This window comes from Bartonella harrusi (genome assembly GCF_024297065.1).
Lineage (GTDB): Bacteria > Pseudomonadota > Alphaproteobacteria > Rhizobiales > Rhizobiaceae > Bartonella > Bartonella harrusi.
In genome coordinates this window covers 2,037,215-2,055,251 of sequence record NZ_CP101114.1, presented here as the reverse complement: position 1 = coordinate 2,055,251, position 18,037 = coordinate 2,037,215, and the positions used below count along the sequence as shown (strand labels likewise).

17 protein-coding genes and 1 pseudogene are annotated in these 18,037 nt (G+C 39.2%); 10 read left to right on the top strand and 8 right to left on the bottom strand.

The features are described from left to right. Positions 1-26 precede the first annotated feature (26 nt). From NMK50_RS09700 to mnhG, 6 genes are read left to right on the top strand one after another with little or no spacing between them, the layout of a single operon-like run. Positions 27-2,948, top strand: a complete 2,922-nt coding sequence (locus NMK50_RS09700; protein ID WP_254770283.1) for a monovalent cation/H+ antiporter subunit A — start codon at positions 27-29, stop codon at positions 2,946-2,948. Next, positions 2,948-3,289, top strand: coding sequence for a Na+/H+ antiporter subunit C (locus NMK50_RS09695; protein ID WP_254770282.1), 342 nt, complete (start codon positions 2,948-2,950; stop codon positions 3,287-3,289). The genes NMK50_RS09700 and NMK50_RS09695 overlap by 1 nt, the downstream gene beginning before the upstream one ends. After that, a complete protein-coding gene (locus NMK50_RS09690; RefSeq protein ID WP_254770281.1) occupies positions 3,289-4,911 on the top strand; it encodes a monovalent cation/H+ antiporter subunit D in 1,623 nt (540 codons plus the stop codon). Before NMK50_RS09695 ends, NMK50_RS09690 begins: the two co-directional genes overlap by 1 nt. After that, complete coding sequence (locus NMK50_RS09685; protein WP_254770280.1) at positions 4,908-5,393, top strand: Na+/H+ antiporter subunit E; 486 nt, start codon at positions 4,908-4,910, stop codon at positions 5,391-5,393. Before NMK50_RS09690 ends, NMK50_RS09685 begins: the two co-directional genes overlap by 4 nt. Then, positions 5,390-5,671 carry a K+/H+ antiporter subunit F gene (locus NMK50_RS09680; protein WP_254770279.1) on the top strand — a complete coding sequence of 94 codons (282 nt, stop codon included), beginning with the start codon at positions 5,390-5,392 and terminating at the stop codon, positions 5,669-5,671. Before NMK50_RS09685 ends, NMK50_RS09680 begins: the two co-directional genes overlap by 4 nt. Continuing rightward, complete coding sequence (gene mnhG, locus NMK50_RS09675) at positions 5,668-6,054, top strand: monovalent cation/H(+) antiporter subunit G (RefSeq protein ID WP_254770278.1); 387 nt, start codon at positions 5,668-5,670, stop codon at positions 6,052-6,054. Before NMK50_RS09680 ends, mnhG begins: the two co-directional genes overlap by 4 nt. 43 nt (positions 6,055-6,097) lie before the next feature. On the opposite strand, the gene NMK50_RS09670 is transcribed toward mnhG, so the two are convergent. The 4 genes from NMK50_RS09670 to NMK50_RS09655 form a co-directional block, all read right to left on the bottom strand. Beyond that, a complete protein-coding gene (locus NMK50_RS09670; protein ID WP_254770277.1) occupies positions 6,098-6,496 on the bottom strand; it encodes an MliC family protein in 399 nt (132 codons plus the stop codon). 17 nt (positions 6,497-6,513) lie between these two features. After that, positions 6,514-6,909 carry an MliC family protein gene (locus NMK50_RS09665; protein WP_254770276.1) on the bottom strand — a complete coding sequence of 132 codons (396 nt, stop codon included), beginning with the start codon at positions 6,907-6,909 and terminating at the stop codon, positions 6,514-6,516. Positions 6,910-7,319: 410 nt separating this feature from the next. After that, positions 7,320-8,453, bottom strand: coding sequence for a 3-dehydroquinate synthase (gene aroB / locus NMK50_RS09660; RefSeq protein ID WP_254770275.1), 1,134 nt, complete (start codon positions 8,451-8,453; stop codon positions 7,320-7,322). After that, on the bottom strand, positions 8,428-9,060 hold the full coding sequence (locus NMK50_RS09655; protein WP_254770274.1) for a shikimate kinase: 633 nt from the start codon (positions 9,058-9,060) through the stop codon (positions 8,428-8,430). Before NMK50_RS09655 ends, aroB begins: the two co-directional genes overlap by 26 nt. A gap of 253 nt (positions 9,061-9,313) precedes the next feature. Between NMK50_RS09655 and NMK50_RS09650 the strand changes: the two genes are divergently transcribed. The 3 genes from NMK50_RS09650 to NMK50_RS09640 all read left to right on the top strand — a co-directional run bounded on the left by NMK50_RS09650 (position 9,314) and on the right by NMK50_RS09640 (position 12,075). Next, complete coding sequence (locus NMK50_RS09650; protein WP_254770273.1) at positions 9,314-10,252, top strand: site-specific tyrosine recombinase XerD; 939 nt, start codon at positions 9,314-9,316, stop codon at positions 10,250-10,252. A gap of 79 nt (positions 10,253-10,331) precedes the next feature. Next, positions 10,332-11,288 (top strand): acetyl-CoA carboxylase carboxyltransferase subunit alpha, encoded by a 957-nt coding sequence (locus NMK50_RS09645; protein ID WP_254770272.1) that lies wholly within the window; start codon positions 10,332-10,334, stop codon positions 11,286-11,288. A 37-nt stretch (positions 11,289-11,325) separates the two neighbouring features. Then, positions 11,326-12,075, top strand: a complete 750-nt coding sequence (locus NMK50_RS09640) for a L,D-transpeptidase family protein (protein WP_254770271.1) — start codon at positions 11,326-11,328, stop codon at positions 12,073-12,075. 445 nt (positions 12,076-12,520) lie between these two features. On the opposite strand, the pseudogene NMK50_RS09635 reads toward NMK50_RS09640, so the two are convergent. From NMK50_RS09635 to NMK50_RS09620, 4 genes and pseudogenes are all read right to left on the bottom strand, one after another. Beyond that, a pseudogene (locus NMK50_RS09635) lies at positions 12,521-13,106 on the bottom strand (integrase arm-type DNA-binding domain-containing protein); the annotation flags it as partial. A gap of 338 nt (positions 13,107-13,444) precedes the next feature. Further along, a complete protein-coding gene (locus NMK50_RS09630) occupies positions 13,445-14,506 on the bottom strand; it encodes a CobW family GTP-binding protein (protein ID WP_254771239.1) in 1,062 nt (353 codons plus the stop codon). Positions 14,507-14,511: 5 nt separating this feature from the next. After that, on the bottom strand, positions 14,512-15,618 hold the full coding sequence (locus NMK50_RS09625) for a D-alanyl-D-alanine carboxypeptidase family protein (protein WP_254770270.1): 1,107 nt from the start codon (positions 15,616-15,618) through the stop codon (positions 14,512-14,514). Between the two features lie 600 nt (positions 15,619-16,218). Beyond that, positions 16,219-17,013: a lysophospholipid acyltransferase family protein gene (locus NMK50_RS09620; RefSeq protein WP_254770269.1), complete on the bottom strand. Its 795-nt coding sequence runs from the start codon at positions 17,011-17,013 to the stop codon at positions 16,219-16,221. Positions 17,014-17,156: 143 nt separating this feature from the next. On the opposite strand from NMK50_RS09620, the gene thiD reads away from it, so the two are divergent. Continuing rightward, the gene (gene thiD, locus NMK50_RS09615) at positions 17,157-18,020 is read left to right on the top strand and encodes a bifunctional hydroxymethylpyrimidine kinase/phosphomethylpyrimidine kinase (protein ID WP_254770268.1); all 864 of its coding nucleotides are present in this window, start codon (positions 17,157-17,159) and stop codon (positions 18,018-18,020) included. Positions 18,021-18,037 lie beyond the last annotated feature (17 nt).

Below are 18,037 nucleotides of genomic sequence, written 5' to 3'. Positions count from 1 at the left end.
ATTAAAGAAAAAATGGAGTTTAAAGAATGACAGCACGGGAAGCAATGTTGATATTGCTCGTTTTGCTTCCTTTTTGTGGAAGTGCTGTTATTGGTTTTTTTCGTTCAACAGCAAAAAATAATGAAGCGTGGTTTGCCGGTGCCATTGCGCTTTTCTGTCTTCTTTTTACAGTAATGCTTTATCCAACGGTTCGTGGAAACCATGTGGTACGTTTAGATATTTTTTGGCTTCCAGAATGGGGTGTTAATTTGATTCTCCGTATGGATGGTCTGGCTTGGCTTTTTTGCTTGCTCATCACGGGAATTGGATTGCTTGTTGTTGTCTATGCGCGTTATTATATGGATCCAGCGGATTCTGTACCGCGATTTTTTTCTTTTTTTCTAGCGTTTATGGGGTCAATGACAGGAATAGTCTTGTCAGGAAATCTGGTTTTTTTGGTTGTTTTCTGGGAACTCACAAGTGTCTTTTCTTTTTTGTTGATCGGTTATTGGTACCATAATGCAAGTGCGCGTGAAGGAGCGCGTATGGCTTTAACAATCACAGGTTTTGGTGGTTTTGCTCTTTTTATTGGGATTTTATTGATTGGACACATCGTTGGCAGTTTTGATTTGGATAAGGTGTTACAGTCTGGTGATATAATCCGGTCAAATCCTCTTTATAACGTTGTTCTTATTTGTATTTTGTTGGGAGGCTTAACAAAAAGTGCACAGTTTCCGTTTCATTTTTGGTTGCCTAATGCAATGGCCGCTCCCACACCCGTATCCTCTTATCTCCATTCAGCAACAATGGTGAAAGCAGGATTGTTTTTGCTGGTTCGTTTATGGCCTGTGCTTTCTGGGACAGAATCTTGGTTTTGGTTGGTTGGTTTTTCCGGTCTCTCGACATTGTTACTTGGTGCCTATTTTTCCATGTTTCAGCAAGATCTAAAAGGATTACTTGCTTATTCAACCATTAGTCATCTTGGATTGATTACTACCCTTTTAAGTCTTGGTAGTCCCCTTGCGTGTGTTGCAGCAATTTTTCATATGGCCAATCATGCTACTTTTAAAGCATCTTTATTTATGGCTGCTGGCATTATTGATCACGAGACGGGAACACGGGATATGCGTAAGCTGACAGGTCTTTATCGTTCTATGCCTATTACAGCAACTCTTGCTTTAGTTGCAAGTGCTGCAATGGCTGGAGTTCCTTTATTGAATGGTTTTTTATCGAAGGAAATGTTTTTTGCTGAAGCAGTTGAAATGCATATGGATTCATGGCTTGATTGGATTGCACCTTATGTGGCAACGCTAGCAAGTCTGTTTAGTGTCACTTATTCTATACGCTTTATTCATGGTGTCTTTTTAGGACCAAAGCCTGTCAATTTACCTAAAGCGCCTCATGAACCACCGCATTTTATGCGTTTGCCAATGGAACTTTTGGTGTTTATTTGTTTGGCGGTTGGTATTTTTCCTAATTTAACAATAGGACCTATTTTGGATAACGCTGTTATATCTGTTTTAGGACCAATGACAGTTCCTTATAGTTTAGCTGTTTGGCATGGGGTTAATACTCCATTAATGATGAGTTTGGTGGCTTTATTCGGGGGTGGATTGCTCTATGCTCTTGGGCACCGTTATTTTTTATCCTGTGATGATGGACCTCCTTTTTTTCGTCATTTGAATGGACCACGTATTTTTGAACGTGCTCTTGTGATTGTTTCTTGGAAATGGGCACGGACGCTGGAAGCTGTTTTGTCAACACGTCGTTTGCAAATACAGTTGCACTGGATTTTTGCTGTGTGTTTTGTATTTGTTGGTTTGCTCCTTTGGTACGATGGTTTAATTTCAGCGGGTTCGTTACCACTTTTTCCCCTTGATATTCCATTTCTTGCTCTTTGTCTGGTCGGTGGATTGTGTGCGCTTTTGGTGGCTTGGCAAGCAAAATTTCATCGTCTTGCTTCACTGATGTTGTTGGGGGGAGCTGGATTGATGACTTGCGCAACCTTTTTGTGGCTTTCTGCACCCGATTTGGCAATAACACAATTGGTTGTTGAAGTGGTGACAACCGTTCTATTATTGCTTGGTTTGCGGTGGTTGCCTAAACGTTTGTATAATCCTGCTCCAACCTCTGTCCGTTTTTTTGTGCGTTTGCGTCGTATGCGTGATTTTCTTATAGCTCTTGTCGGAGGGGTTGGTGTCGCGTGGCTTTCTTTTGCAATGATGACACGCCCTCAAGGGTCCACAGTTTCTGATTTTTTTCTAAAAAATGCGTATAGCGGTGCTGGTGGTCGCAATGTGGTCAATGTATTGTTGGTTGATTTCCGTGGTTTTGATACTATGGGAGAAATTGTCGTTTTGAGTGTTGTTTCACTTACTGTTTTTGCTCTTTTACGACGGTTCCGTCCTGCTCCTGAAAGCATTGATGCGCCGTTTCAACAACGTATTCAGAAAGTTTTTGATATGAAACAGCCTGATCGAAATGTGGGGGATACTGTCTTGAATTATTTAACGGTTCCTGCTGTCATTATGGGGTGGCTCTTTTCAGTTATTATTGCTTTTTCAATTTATTTATTTATGCGAGGGCATGATCTTCCAGGAGGTGGATTTGTTGGTGGTGTGACGTTAGCGATAGGCTTTATTTTACAATATCTGGCCCGTGATATTCGTTGGGTGGAAACCCATTTGAGGGTTTTACCTTTGCGCTGGATGGGGTTCGGTTTGTTATTGTCGATTACAACGAGTGTCGGGGCTTGGTTCTTTGGCTATCCTTTTTTAACCTCTTTTTTTCAATATAAGTATTTCCCGTTGATTGGAAAAATTCCTTTGGCATCTGCTTTTTTGTTTGATTTTGGCGTGTTTTCTGTTGTGTTGGGAGCAACTGTTCTCATTTTAATTGCACTTGCACACCAGTCTATTCGTAGTTACCGAATCGGTAAAAAACCACTTTTGAAAGAGAAGGAGAATTAATGGAAATTGTTCTTTCTTTGAGCATCGGTATTCTTGTCGGTTCAGGTATTTGGCTTCTTTTACGCCCACGAACTTTTCAGGTCATTGTTGGTTTGTCTTTGATTTCCTATGGTGTTAATCTTTTTATGTTTTCAATGAGTAGACCGCGTAGTAATGCTGCACCTATCGTTGATCCTTCCATGGTGATTAATCCAGAGAATTATGTCGATCCTCTTCCACAAGCTTTAGTTTTGACAGCAATTGTGATTGGTTTTGCAACGACAGCTTTATTCTTGGTTATTCTGCTGGTTTCACGCGGATTAACAGGTTCAGATCACGTTGATGGGCGTGAGGTACCGTGATGCAATCCTGCGTGCAGCATCTTCTGATTTTGCCTATTATTTTACCGTTAAGTATCGGCGCAATTCTGCTTTTTTATGATGAACGCCATGCAAAACTTAAAGCATTCATAAGTCTTTTTTCTGCCGGATTGTTGGCTGTTGTTGCTGTTTTATTGGTTATGCGCGCTCTTGAATTTGCGCCTCTTTCGGATGTTTATCACCTTGGCAATTGGCCTTCTCCTTTCGGAATTGTTTTGGTCCTTGATCGTTTAAGCGCTATGATGCTTTTACTTTCTAGTTTGTTGATGACTAGCGCATTGGTTTTTGCACAGGCTTATTGGTACAAAGCTGGTCCTCATTTTCATTCACTCATGCAATTTTTCATGGTTGGAATAAATGGTGCTTTTTTGACAGGTGATTTGTTCAATTTATTTGTGTTTTTTGAAGTGATGTTAACAGCTTCTTATGGTCTTGCATTGCACGGTTCTGGTCAGTTACGTGTGCGTGCGGGGTTGCATTATGTCGTTGTTAACCTTGTGGCTTCGCTGTTTTTTTTACTTGGTACGGCACTCATTTATGGAGTTGTTGGCACCCTTAATATGGCCGATTTGGCTGTAAAGATGAGATCTATAGCGTCTAGTAATATTGTTTTATTTGAAATAGGCGCAGCACTTTTGGGAATCGCCTTTTTACTCAAAGCGGGTATGTGGCCTCTTAATTTTTGGTTGATGCCCACTTACAGTGCAGCAGCAGCGCCCGTTGGGGCTGCTTTCGCACTTTTGAGTAAGGTGGGTATTTATATTATTTTACGTTTAACACTGCTATGGTTTGGTCCTGAAAGTGGCTATTTTAGCAATTTTGGTCATGCGATTTTGTTTTATGGTGGACTCGCTACTATGACTTTTGGTTTTATTGGGATATTAGCGAGCCAAGTTTTGGTGCGTTTGGCGGCTTATAGTGTTCTTGTCTCTTCTGGGACATTATTGATGGCAATCGCAATTGGTAATACCGCACTAATAGCAGGTGTATTGTTTTATATTGTTTCTTCAACTTTAGCTCTTGGTGCTTTTTTTCTTCTCGTAGAGCTTGTTGAACGTTGTCAAGACGTAGCAGCCAATGTTCTCACTGTCACAATGGAAGTATATGGAGATGATGAAGAGGAGGAGGAAGATGAGATTGGTACCTATTTGCCGGTAACTTTAGCAATTCTTGGTGCTTGTTTTGGTATTTGTGCTCTTTTAATTATTGGCCTACCACCTTTTTCAGGTTTTGTTGCTAAATTTATGATGTTCACGGCCATATTAAACCACACTAAGGAGGGGTTGTCTGCTTCTTTACCGGTTTATTATGATTGGCTGTTTGTAATTTTTGTTACCCTTTCTGGTTTTGCGGCTCTGATTGCTCTAACAAGAGCGGGAATTCGGACTTTTTGGGTTTCTCTTGAAGGAAGAATTCCACGTGTGCAGGTGATTGAGTTTGCGCCTATTGCTGTTCTCCTTGCTTTGTGTTTTGTTATAACAATTGTTGCTGGACCTGTTGGTCATTATATGTCTGAAACAGCTAAAACTTTATATCATCCTCAAAATTATATTGGCAGTGTTTTAGATGATTTTTCTCTTGAAAAGAGGGAGATCAATCGGTGAATTTTTTTTGTCCTTTCCCTTTTTTCACTGCGGCAATTGTGTTTATGTGGTTGATCTTAAACGGTTTTAGTTTAGGTCAATTGCTTTTGGGGATTGTAATCGCTTTGTTTAGTGGTTGGATGATGCGGTTTCTTGAACCAGAAAAAATCACTATTAAGAGTTGGCGTGCAGTTTTTCGTCTGATTTTTCGCGTATTTATCGATTCTATCGTTTCAAATGTCTCGGTGGTTTTCTTGATTTTAACAAAAAACTTTAGACAACAGCAATCTGGTTTTGTTGTGGTGCCTCTTTTGCTTGAGAGCCATACTGCTTTAGCTGTTTTAGCTTGCATTCTTGCGGTAACTCCAGGAACCGTTTGGATTGCTTATAATAGAAAAAATAATGAACTGTTGCTCCATGTTTTGAATTTTAAAAATGGATATGATTACCAACAGTTGATCAAACAACGATATGAACAATTGCTTTTGGAGATTTTTTCATGAGTATGGTTATCCTTTATTGGGGGATTTTCCTCTCACAGTTTTTTTTAAGTTTGGCGATGATTCCCGCCTTATTTCGGTTGATTCGTGGCCCTCGGGCGCAAGATCGGATTGTTGGTTTGGATGTTCTTTATATAAATACTGTTCTTTTGTTTCTTACATTCGATATCCGTTCGGGAACAACTGTTTATTTTGTTGCAGCTCTTATTCTTGGGTTGCTAGCGCCTGTATCAAGCATCGCTTTGGCCAAGTTTCTCATGCGTGGGGAGATTATTGAATGAAAGAAGATGTGTCACTTGCGGTTGCTCTTATTGTAACAGTTTTTTTAATATTGGGATCTACTCTTACACTGATTGGAGCAATAGGATTGGTGCGTTTTTCCAAGTTTTATGAACGTTTGCATATGCCTCCATTGAGTACAAGTTGGGGCGCAGGAAGTATTCTCATTGCTTCGTTTCTTTATTCAATATTTGTAGATCATCATTTTGTCTTTCATGAACTTTTGCTGGTGATCTTTTTGTTTGTAACAATACCAGTTGCTTCTATGCTGCTGTCACAAGCAGCAGCTTATAGAAGTTATTCGGAAAACGAATCAAAAAAACCGCTGACTCTTTTATCTCGTCAGATGGAAGAAAAAACGCTTCCACAAGAAGATACAAAATAAGAATGAGAGCCAGCGTAGTTTTTTCTATCTTTAAGAGCTTTTTTTATTTTGTATCTTGTTCTTCTTCTTTTGTACAAAGGAAGGGATTTTCCTCCTTTGGATCATTAATGAGATTATAAAATGAAGCTTCGTTTTTTGTCGTCCACCAAATATATTCAGCTCCTGCATATTTTGCTCCAGAAGCGGCAATAACATTGGAAGCAATAATACGCTTTCCGTTCCATTTAAGATCAACTAACGAAATCTCACCGGCATTGTGGTAGGTTGCTTCAACGTGTTCTTTTTTTGTTCCCATCTCGCATTTATAGGTAACTGTCTCTGTTGTTGGTTCTGGAGTGTCTGGCACCTCAATGACTAAAGAGCCAGCAAAGACACTGATTGAGCTAAACAGTGATAGAATTAAAGTGGCAAAAAACCGTAAATAAAAAAAAGTTTTTTTCATAATGCTTCCTTTGTTCTTTAAAACAATAATGTTGTTTCATCTTTACAATGGATGAGTTTTTTTCCTTCTGGATCATGAGCAAGATCTTGAAGTGTAACTTCGTTGTTTACTTCCCACAAAATATACTGTGCTCCTTCATATTTTTTCCCTGTATTGGTAATTACATTTGCAGCAATAACACGGTCACCTTTCCATCTAAAATCAACCAATGAAATATTATCAGCATCAAGATAAATGGCCTCAACACGTTCTTTACTGGTTCCAGTATCACATTGATAGGCAATGGTTTGTGTTTTTGGTTCTGGAGTGTCTGGTACCTCAATGATTATAGAGCCAGCGAAGGCATTAATCGAGCTGAAAGATGATAGAATTAAAGCGGCAAAAAATCCTAAAAGTTGTAGAGTTTTTTTCATAATGCTTCCCTGTATTATGCATAACGAAATAATTTGCTTTATAAGATGGTGTCTACGGCAGGATTCGAACCTGCGACCCCAGGATTCATACCACTTCGATTTTCACCGCCAGCTTTGTAGGCTGTTTGTGGTCTGGACTGTCTCTTCACCTTGAAGCTTACGCCTTTTAGGTGCTGCCCGTTCAGTCTCTACACCTTCCTTTTGTTTTAAAAAAGGCTTGGCTCGGGATTGGCATATAGTCCTCTATGAAGCTTTCCCCGAATTTGAGCAGATCCACTTTAAAGATTTCTCCTTAATGCGCCCAATTTACTTAGGAATCCTGTGCTCTATCCTACTGAGCTACGCAGACATCATCATACTTTACTCCTTTAATAGAAGTATAAAAACGAATCAATTATATTCAATATGAATTAACGAATTTCTGCTAATTTTTGTTCCAGAAAGGTTAAAACTGTCTCCGGAGAAACATTTTTTGCAATAAATGATTGGCCAAGTCCGCGTGTTAGGATGAAGGTCAAACTGTTTTGTGAGACTTTTTTGTCTTGAGCAATGAGAGCCATGAGTGTCTTAGCATCTGGGAGTTCGCCTGGAATTGCTTTTAATTGTGTAGGCAGTCCCATGGCTTTAAGGTGTGTTTCGACACGTTGTGTGAGCGTAGGGTCGATTAAATTCAGTTGAGCAGAAAATTGATGTGCTAGAACCATTCCAATTGCTACAGCTTCACCGTGGATTAAGCGGTTTGAATCGTAAGTGGTCGCTGTTTCAAGCATATGCCCAAATGTATGACCAAGGTTTAAGAGTGCACGTTCTCCCATCTCATATTCATCACGTGCTACAATATCGGCTTTAAATTGGCATGAACGGACAATGGCTTCTGTTCGTGTTGGACCATTGGAAAAGATTTTTTGTCCATTTTTTTCAAGCCATTCAAAGAAATCAGGTTGGTTAATGAGGCCATATTTGACCACTTCTGCGTAGCCAGCGCGAAATTCGCGCGGTGGTAGTGTATCAAGAATGCAGGTATCAGCAATAACACAGCTTGGTTGATAAAAAGTACCAATAAGATTTTTACCATATTGGCTATTAATACCCGTTTTCCCTCCAACAGAGGAGTCAATTTGTGCAAGCAGAGTTGTCGGGATCTGAATGAAATTCATACCACGGCGTATGATACTTGCGGCAAATCCTGCTAGGTCACCAATGACGCCACCACCAAAAGCAACAACACAGTCACCTCGCTCTAAACGTGCAGAAAGAATTTTATCGATAACAGTTTGTAGAGTTGAAAATGATTTTGATTGTTCCCCTGCTTCTACAATAATGGAAACAGTATGAATTTCGTTGTTTGTTAGTTCTTCTTGTAATTTAGTCAAATGGAGAGGTGCAACATTTGTGTCTGTAACAACGGCCAAGCGCATCTTACCGGAGCCTTTTTGGTGAAGAGAACGCTTAATGTGTGAAGCCGCTTGTGTAAGCAAATCTGGACCAATGATGATATTGTAACAACGTTTGTCCAGTTTAACAGTGACGGTCTTGGCCTGCATGTTTGTTATTCCTATCGTTATTTTCTGTGTTAAGGTAGTGCTGTAGAGACCATATGACATTTTTTGCTACGGTATGGCGGCTTTCTTTATGACTGTTAATTGTTAAGTTGGCTTTTGCATAGATAGGATAACGCTGTTCCATGAGTTTTTTCATGGTTTCTTGAGGATTTGCTGTTTGAAGGAGTGGTCGTGTTGGGCGCCGTGAAACACGTTTCATGAGGATATCAAGATCTACTTTGAGCCATATGGATATTCCATTTTCATGAATAGATTTTCGAATATTTTCATTAATATAGGCACCACCGCCTGTGGCTAAAACAAGGGGACTTTTTTTTATAAGGTTTAAAATAACACGCTGTTCAAGAGCACGGAATTCAGGTTCACCATAAATTTTAAAAAGTTCCGTAATGGTCATTTTTGAAGCTTTTTCAATTTCTTGATCAGAATCATAAAAAGGCAAATGAAGCATGGTGGCGACGCGCTTTCCGATGACTGATTTTCCTGCTCCCATCAGACCAACAAAGACAAGGGCACGTTTATCAAGAGAGGATAAAAGTTGTTTTTTTATCTGTGTTATCGGGATATGTTGAGATCGATGATTTTTCATAACCTATTTCGACATTTATCTGCTTTAAAGTCAATTCTTGTTAATCTTTGTAAGGCATAATAAGGATGGAGTACTTTTAGATAGTTTATTGTTTTATGCCAACATTGACCAGATTTTTGATGATTCTTTTCATTTTACTTGCTGTTTTTCTCGGCATAATGATTGCTCTCGTGGTTTTGGTAGAGCCGGTGAGGGTGGACACATATATCGATGTTCCTTTAAATTCACTGAACCTTTCTTCAAAGGCGAATCAATGAAAAATGATGTTGTGATAGAGCGTTTTCTTGAGATGATGAGTGCTGAGCGAGGTGCCGCTACACACACGCTTTCGGCTTATCAGCATGATTTGCAATGGGCACAAAATGAATTGTTTTCCCGCTCTAGTTCGCTTTTTTCAGCACAAAGAAAGGATTTAATAGGTCTTTTGTCACTTATGCATACTCTTGGTTTTACAGCATCTTCGCAAGCGCGTCGTTTATCTGCTTTGCGTCAGTTTTATCAGTTTCTTTACGCAGAAGGTTTGAGAGCAGATGATCCTTCTTATGATATTGATGCCCCTCGTCAAGGGCGTCTTTTGCCCAAAATTATCAGTGAGGGTGCCGTGACAAAATTGCTTGATTTAGCGCAATTGGAAGTGGAACAAGCAGATTATGGGTCAAAGAATCATTTCCGAGCATTGCGTCTTCAGGTGTTGATTGAAATGCTTTATGCAACAGGGTTGCGTATTAGTGAGTTGGTGAGTCTCCCGGTTCAGGCTGTTCGAGGGGGCGGGTGTAGTCTGTTGGTTCGTGGTAAGGGCAAAAAAGAACGAATGGTGTTGTTATCAAAAAAGGCGTGCCAAGTTCTTTCTCAGTGGTTAAATTTGCGTGATCAAAGAAAAGATGCGAAAAGTCCTTATCTTTTTCCTGCTCATTCGGAGACAGGGTATATTGCTCGACAAGTTGTTGCACGGGAGTTGAAAGGTCTTGCAAGCAGGTCAGGAATAAAAAGCAGTCACTTTTCTCCCCATGTGTTGCGCCATGCTTTTGCGAGCCATCTTTTGCAAAATGGTGCAGATTTGCGTGCCGTTCAGCATTTGTTAGGTCACTCTGATATTGCTACTACTCAAATTTACACGCATGTGTTGGAAGAAGGTCTTTATCGTTTAGTTAATGAACATCATCCCCTTGCGGATGAACAGAACGCTCAGTAAAGAAAATGGTGATGTTTTTGAAAAATACTTTATAAAGCAAACTATAAGTTTATAAGTGATACCAAATAAGTTGAGTAGAATGTATAATTATCTTGATTTTGAAAAACCGGTTGCTGATCTCGATGGAAAAATTCTTGAGTTAAAACAGATTTCTCAAGAAGAGGGTAGTCTTGATATGAGCGATGAAATCGCACGTCTTGAAAAACGTGCGCAAACAGCATTGCGTGATCTCTATAAAAAATTATCGCCATGGCAGAAAACACAAGTGGCTCGCCATCCTGATCGTCCCCATTTTATGGATTATGCGGCACGTTTGTTCAGTGATGTGACACCCTTAGCAGGAGATCGCAAATTTGCTGAAGATGAGGCTATTCAAGCGGGGTTTGCACGCTTCAAAGGTGAAGCTGTTGCCTATATCGGTCAGGAGAAAGGGCATGATACGCAAACGCGTTTGCGCTATAATTTTGGTTCTGCGCGTCCGGAAGGATATCGCAAAGCTGTACGTATTATGGAAATGGCTGATCGGTTTGGTCTGCCATTACTCACTTTTGTCGACACGGCAGGAGCTTACCCTGGTGTGAGTGCTGAAGAGCGTGGTCAAGCCGAGGCAATTGCTCAATCAACAGCAGCAACTTTACGCTTAAAAGTTCCTGTGGTTTCCGTTGTTATTGGAGAAGGGGGGTCCGGAGGGGCAATAGCTATTGCAGCAGCCAACAAAGTTTATATGTTAGAACATGCAATTTATTCTGTTATTTCTCCAGAAGGAGCGGCTTCTATTTTATGGCGTGATCCAACCCGTGCAAAAGATGCTGCAATGAATATGCGTATTACTGCCCAAGATTTACATCGATTAAAAATTATTGATGATATTATTCCAGAACCCTTAGGTGGTGCACATCGTGGTAAAGAGGCCGTGATTGATGAAACGGGGAATGTGATTTCTTCTGCTTTAGAGTCTATGGCGGGCAAAGCTGGTGAAGTTCTTAAACGAGAACGTTGGGAAAAATATCTGCAAATTGGTAGGTCTTTAGCATAAATTATTTTTGTGAGGGGATAGATTGGAGTTTTATTCGATGACATTCAACAGATTCCTCACTGTGTGTGTTTTGTTCGCAATGGGCATATTGACGGCATGTGGGGGAAGACTGCCAGCATCTATTCGGGCTAAAGTTGAGCAACCCCTCCCACAAGAAATCCAAAATAGAATGGCTCTCTACAATATTGACCCTTATGCTCCAATTCTAATGCGATTTTTTAAGGAGGAAAATGTTGCTGAAATTTGGAAGCAGTCTCGTTTAGGGCCTTTCGTGCTGGTTGCTCGCTATGGCATTTGTAAATGGTCGGGGCAGCTTGGACCAAAATATAAAGAAGGGGATTTTCAGACACCAGAAGGTTTTTATACTATTACTGCAAACCAAATGAATCCTTACTCAAAATATTACCTTTCCTTTAATATAGGTTTTCCAAACCTTTATGATCAGGCACATGGTCGTACAGGAAGTAATCTTATGGTGCATGGTTCTTGTTTTTCCGCAGGTTGTTACTCTATGAGTGATAGAAATATGGCGCAAATTTATGCTTTTGCACGGGATGCTTTTAGAGGGGGACAAACAGAATTTCAATTGCAAGCTTTTCCTTTTCGCATGACTGATGCTAATATGAAACGCCATCGCTCTGGCCCTCATTATCAATTTTGGGTTATGCTTAAGGAAGGGTATGATTTCTTTGAGGAAAATCGTAAACCTCCGATCGTTGAGGTTTATGAACAACGTTATGTTTTCAATCATGATACTGATAAAGTTTCAGCTTCCTTAAAACCGTGAAGGTATTTTGCAAAGTGTTTGAGAAAAATCCGGTATATTATTCTAAGTCATTGTTGACCTATTCGTAACTTTATGACGTTGTCTTTCTAAGATAATATATTGATTTATAGCGATAAATTATCGTTTTTCAGCTTGTATCATAACTCCGAATATTGTAAAATTCTCTTATCTTAAATCATTTCATCTTGAACCAAGAAAAACCATTCTTTTGCATATCACAAGTGGATTGTCGTGTGAGTAAAGACACGAGAAGAAGGAGTAAAAATGCTTCAATCGTCTTCATGCAAGGGTTGTTGCAACATTGGGAACTGCTAAAGAGTTTGATGGTGTTACCTGCTTACTACTTCATAAACATAAAGATGATGGTGCTCAATGGCTTTATTAATGTACCATTTACAGGCAGCGGTGTGAAATGGATTTGTGTGCTTAAAAATGTTTTTTAAAAGAGCGCCTGTGTTTTCTTTGTTGCCTGTAAGATCAATATCCAATCCCAATACAGTAGCATATTTGAAACAAATATTAAGGCGGATTAATGCTTTTTTTGCTGTTCCAGCTTTTGTATGCCAAATGGGGGCAAGTGTATTGCGTATATCTGTTTGGGTAATTTCTGAAACCGGTAAACGGCCTAATTTTGGGAGAATATGAAGTTTTAAAGGTAAAAATCAGTTACCATCTTTAGCATCATTTTTTAATTTAGTTTTGCTGCTTTCGAAAGAGTCCAAAGCAATATCTGTTAAGTAATGAAAATTACCCATTACTTCGTGCTTTTGTTTATTACGTTCTGTCATGGAAATCACGACCCTCATGCAAAATACAATACCATTGCGTTGCACATTCACGCGCTTTCTTTAAGAAACATCTCTTAAGGCACCCAAGCCCATTTCACGACAACGCCCGTGGATGATATAACGATAAAGCCATTGAGCATCACCATTTTTACACTTATGAAGGTACAAGCCGGCACCATCGTACTCTTTACCGGCCCGCAATGTAGTGACAGTCCTTGCATTAAAACGATTCATAAGAGGCATTTTTACTCCTTTCTAAACGTTTTTTACTCACACGATAATCCTGCTTATGATGTGCAGAAACATAGTTTTGATTGCTTCAACATAAGAGGATTTGAGATGAGAGAATCTTACAATATTCGAGGGTCTCATTTAACATGCAAAAAAGATAAATTATCTTTATAAATCAATATCTTGCATGTATTTTGAATTATAAAGGTCTCTTTCTCTCTTCGTGTTAGAATGCTTTGTTCTTCACGAAAGGTGTGTGTGTATTTATGATAAGATGGAGTTGAGGGTGTTTAAAAATCTACTCTATGTATCCATGAAAGATTTTCATTTATTGAGAATGAGAGAAAAAATTAAAACTTCATCCCTGGAATGACTAAAGGATTGTTTAGGAGAGCAGTTTTGTCTGCTGTGTCTATTGCGGGTTTGTTAAAAAAAGCATCAAAGATTTTTTGTATTTCTTCTTTTTTAACCCCATCGACAATGATAACAAAACGGCTGTGTATCATTCCTTGTGGCCAAGTTGAAAGCCTTATGGGTGGATGAAATAATGTCTGTATACCGTGTAATACAAGGGGATGGTGTGGGTCATCACGCAAGGCAATAATTGCTTTGAGACGTAATAATTTTGTGCCATAACGCTCTTTTAGGAGATCTAGGAAAGTCTCGACAGTCGTATAATCAATAGGCTCCTTGTAATCTAGTGAAAAGGCATGAATGGTGTTCTGGGGAGTATGATCGTGTGGAGCAAGAGTAAGCCATTGTTTAAGTTCTGGGTTTTCTTGTTTTTCATCCCATAATGTCTTATCCATTAATATTTTTGAACAACAGTGCTCAGAATGGACATCTATAATTTGTGCTGTAGGATTCATTGCTCTGAGTGTGTTGATGAGCGTATTTGAGGGTGTTTTTTTGTCAAGAAGATCTGTTTTGGTAAGAATAATTTTATCAGAAAAGACGAGTTGTTTTTGTATTTCAGGATAGCACTTCAATATGGAAGGCGTGTTGAATGTATCAAATGTTGTAAGAACAGCATCTATTGAGAATTTTTGAATTAAGAGAGGATGGCTTAGAAGAGCTTGTAAAATAGGGGCGGGATCTGCTAATCCCGTTGTTTCAATGATAATACGGTTGAGTGGTTTAAGGTGTCCTCTATGAATGCGGTCAATCAAATCCGTTAATGTATCGATAAGGTCACTGCGTAAAGTGCAACATAAGCATCCATTGGTAAGTTCAATGATTCCTTCTGTTGTTTTTTCAACCAGAAGATGGTCAATACTTACTTCACCGAATTCATTGATGATAACGGCACAGTCAGCCAAAAGAGGATCTCGCAACATGCGATTGAGCAAAGTCGTCTTACCAGAGCCTAAAAAGCCGGTAATAAGTGTAAGAGGGATGCGCTTTGTTTTCATATGTATCATCGACCGTGGTTTATTGCCTTTGTTATAGGGCGAGGGGATGGCTTTTGATGCGGAATGTAAAGTTTTTTGGGCGGTTTTGCTATAATTTTGTGTTCTTGTGGTGCGCGAATAAGACGTACTTGTAAAGGATGTACAGAAGAAGGTGAAGGAGTGATGAAAGGTGAGGTGAGGATAATCTTTCCTTGATTGTCATAAGATTCCGCATGCATTTTTATGGCTTCAGGAGTGCACATTTGTTGCCTCATATTGCTTACTTTTGTTATTTTGGCACCATAGGGTTTTAGTGTTTCCAGTGTTAATTGGGGTAGACCTTTATGGGAAAACCCTGTCTCAAGCAGTTGTGCGGCTTTTTCTTCTCTTTCACTTACGTTGTTAGAACCTAAAATGACAGCAATAATTGTGCGGTTTTTACGGGTTGCTGAGGCAACAAGATTGAAACCAGAAGCACAAATAAAGCCTGTTTTCATACCATCTATTCCATAAAAACGACCAATGAGATTGTTTGAATTTTGTTGAATTTTTCGTTTGTTACCAAAATCAATGGCTGGAATAGAAAAATAATGCGTATATTGAGGAAACTCTCGACGAATTTGAACCGCTAAAAGAGCAATATCACGGGCTGTAGAATAATTGTGTGGGTCTGGTAATCCACTTGCATTCGCAAAATGTGTTCCAAACATGCCAAGACGTCGCGCAGCAGCATTCATTTTTCGTACAAAAGCTTCTTGTGAACCAGCAACCGCTTCACTCATAGCAATAGCTAAATCATTGGTGGACTTAACCAGAGTAATCGTTAAGGCTGTATCAAGGCTGAGAACGGAACCAGCTTTATAACCTGAACGGTAAGCTGGAGCCTTTACTGCATATTCGCTAAGAGTGATGTGTTTGTTTGGTGAAATTTCCCCTCGACTCATGGCACGAAAAATAACATAAACAGTCATTAATTTTGTTAAAGAGGCAGGATACCAGCGCTCAAAAGCTTGATGGTGTTCTAAAATGCGTCCAGTTGCAACGTCAACAGAGATAAAGGGTTGAGCGAAAGCAAAGGTACTCGTAAAACTTAAAATGAGAGCTAAAAGTAAATTATAGAAAAGTTGCCGCATTAAGTTAAGTCCAATTTCTACTTATTCATTATTTAGAACTGTTTTAATGTAGCACACAAAACTTTTGAATCCAGAACAGAGAAGATAGATGGTTAATACCATTTATATTGTCTTCACTTTTCTTCAGGGATAAAATCAGCATTTAACTTTGCTTTTTCCCTTTGAATTTAACTTTGCAATTTTCAAATATCTTTATGGCACTATCTTTTTCACAATGGATATTGTGTAATGCTTTGTCTTTTGTTTGTCTAAGCTTTTTCTTTAAAGAGATACTTTATTCGCTCCAGTTTCATATTTTAGCACTGCTTGCAAATAGTATAATATAAAGTCTATAGGGTATCATCACTTTTGTTCTTATAGAGATATAAGTTGACATTACACTCTCTTTGCTTATTTCTAAATCTTCAATGGCTTTTGCATTTGAGAGTATTCACTAAGAGATATGTTCGTTTCTTTTTCACATATTTTTGTTTACATGCTGTTTTCTTTTGTAAGCTGTAAGCAAATTTTGATGCTTCATTATTTAAGGAATGAGAATAAATATTCCCTATTCTATACTTTCAGTTCGATATAAAAAGTGATAAATTACCCGCTATTAAGTCATTGCGTGGTTTCATCATGATTTAATTCTTGAAGCTTTTTTACAGCAGAAGGTGGCATAGGTGGAGCATTAGGATCTTGGGCTGCTAATAAAAGCAATTTATCGCAAGCTTTTTCTGTTTTTTGCACAAGTTTCTCTAGGAAATCACGTTTGCTTAAACCAGCTTCTATGGGGGGAAGAATGCGAACACGGATTGTTCCGGGATAGCGGCGAAAATTCCCTCGAGGCCAATATAAACCAGCATTATGCGCAATGGGAACAACTTGAAGCTCTAGCTCATTATAAAGAGCCACAATCCCTGATTTATAATCTGGTTCTTGACCTGGTTGTCGACGTGTCCCTTCCGGAAAAATCAAAATTTGACGCCCTTGTTTTGCTTTTTTTTTCGCTTTTTGTATGATGGTTTTTAAGGCTTTAATGGGTGTTGTTCGATTAATGGGGATAATTTGTGTTTTCGCCATATACCAGCCAAAAAGCGGAATCCATGTTAATTCACGTTTTAGGATTAGAGCAGGGTCATCAAGAAAGGGAACAAGACCAAAGGTTTCCCATGCGGATTGGTGCTTTGGAGCGATAATGTAGGCCCCTTTGGGGAGATTTTCTAACCCTTCAATTTCATAGTCTGTGCCCGCAATGTATTTTTGTAAAAAGAGTGTAACGCGCGCCCATGTTTTAGGAACAATCCATGCTTTTTTACGTGGCATTAGAAAATAGACTGGAGCGTAAAGAATCATTTGTACAAAAGTTGTTGTATAAAAAGCGAATGTAAAAAGAAGAGAACGAAGAATAAGCACTATGATTTTCCATTTTATATCTATCGTGAGACTGTGTATATAACGTACTTTACATGAGAAAACATCATTCTTTATGTTTTTTCAAAGCTCTCTTTTTTCAGGGACCTCTTTTCTGATATTTAAAAACATAAGGAAATAGGCTGATGAAACCACAAAGTAGCCGAGACAAACTTTTTATTCCACGAATTTTATCTATTGCAGGGACTGATCCTTCTGGTGGCGCTGGAATGCAAGCGGATTTAAAGGTGTTTTCAGCAATGAAAACCTACGGCATGAGCGTGGTTACAGCTGTTGTTGCACAAAATACACAAGGTGTGCGTGCTTTTCAGGCATTGGACGCTTCTTTTGTTGCTGATCAAATTGATTCTGTATTTGAAGATATTGAGGTCGATGCCGTTAAAATTGGTATGGTGGCAAATGCTCAGATTGCGCAAATTATAGCGGAGCGTTTAACTTATCATAAACCGCGTTTTATTGTTTTTGATCCGGTTATGGTAGCAAAAAGTGGAGATGTTCTTTTAACACCTGATACAATTGAAGTTATGCGTGATGTTCTTGTGCCAATAGCGACTTTGGTTACGCCCAATTTGCCTGAAGCAGCTTTGTTATTGGGAAGTGAAGTGCAATGGTCGTTAGATACTATGTACCAATATGGGCCGCAGCTTTTGGCATTAGGATGCCATGCAGTCCTATTGAAGGGGGGGCATTTAAATAATCCTGCAAGCAAAAGGACAGCAAATCACGATTCTTCTAGTCCAGATCTTTATTGTGACGGTGAAGACCTTATCATGCTTGAAGCCCCTCGTCTTACCACCACGCATGATCACGGTACAGGTTGTACCATTTCTGCTGCTATCGCAGCTTTGTTGCCGACAAAGCCTTTGGTTTGTGCTGTTAAACAAGCAAAAAACTATTTGAGTGGTGCTTTATCTGCTTCAAGCGCTTTACATGTAGGAAAAGGGCGAGGACCACTGCACCATTTTTATGAATTATGGAAGAATGAATAATGCAATTGATGTAAAAA

Coding starts and splice junctions, on each gene's coding strand:
- NMK50_RS09645 (WP_254770272.1), top strand. CDS start 10,332: ATGTATAATTATCTTGATTTTGAAAAACCGGTTGCTGATCTCGATGGA.
- NMK50_RS09665 (WP_254770276.1), bottom strand. CDS start 6,909: ATGAAAAAAACTCTACAACTTTTAGGATTTTTTGCCGCTTTAATTCTA.
- NMK50_RS09695 (WP_254770282.1), top strand. CDS start 2,948: ATGGAAATTGTTCTTTCTTTGAGCATCGGTATTCTTGTCGGTTCAGGT.
- NMK50_RS09655 (WP_254770274.1), bottom strand. CDS start 9,060: ATGAAAAATCATCGATCTCAACATATCCCGATAACACAGATAAAAAAA.
- aroB (WP_254770275.1), bottom strand. CDS start 8,453: ATGCAGGCCAAGACCGTCACTGTTAAACTGGACAAACGTTGTTACAAT.
- NMK50_RS09700 (WP_254770283.1), top strand. CDS start 27: ATGACAGCACGGGAAGCAATGTTGATATTGCTCGTTTTGCTTCCTTTT.
- thiD (WP_254770268.1), top strand. CDS start 17,157: ATGAAACCACAAAGTAGCCGAGACAAACTTTTTATTCCACGAATTTTA.
- NMK50_RS09640 (WP_254770271.1), top strand. CDS start 11,326: ATGACATTCAACAGATTCCTCACTGTGTGTGTTTTGTTCGCAATGGGC.
- mnhG (WP_254770278.1), top strand. CDS start 5,668: ATGAAAGAAGATGTGTCACTTGCGGTTGCTCTTATTGTAACAGTTTTT.
- NMK50_RS09670 (WP_254770277.1), bottom strand. CDS start 6,496: ATGAAAAAAACTTTTTTTTATTTACGGTTTTTTGCCACTTTAATTCTA.
- NMK50_RS09650 (WP_254770273.1), top strand. CDS start 9,314: ATGAAAAATGATGTTGTGATAGAGCGTTTTCTTGAGATGATGAGTGCT.
- NMK50_RS09625 (WP_254770270.1), bottom strand. CDS start 15,618: ATGCGGCAACTTTTCTATAATTTACTTTTAGCTCTCATTTTAAGTTTT.
- NMK50_RS09630 (WP_254771239.1), bottom strand. CDS start 14,506: ATGAAAACAAAGCGCATCCCTCTTACACTTATTACCGGCTTTTTAGGC.
- NMK50_RS09690 (WP_254770281.1), top strand. CDS start 3,289: ATGCAATCCTGCGTGCAGCATCTTCTGATTTTGCCTATTATTTTACCG.
- NMK50_RS09680 (WP_254770279.1), top strand. CDS start 5,390: ATGAGTATGGTTATCCTTTATTGGGGGATTTTCCTCTCACAGTTTTTT.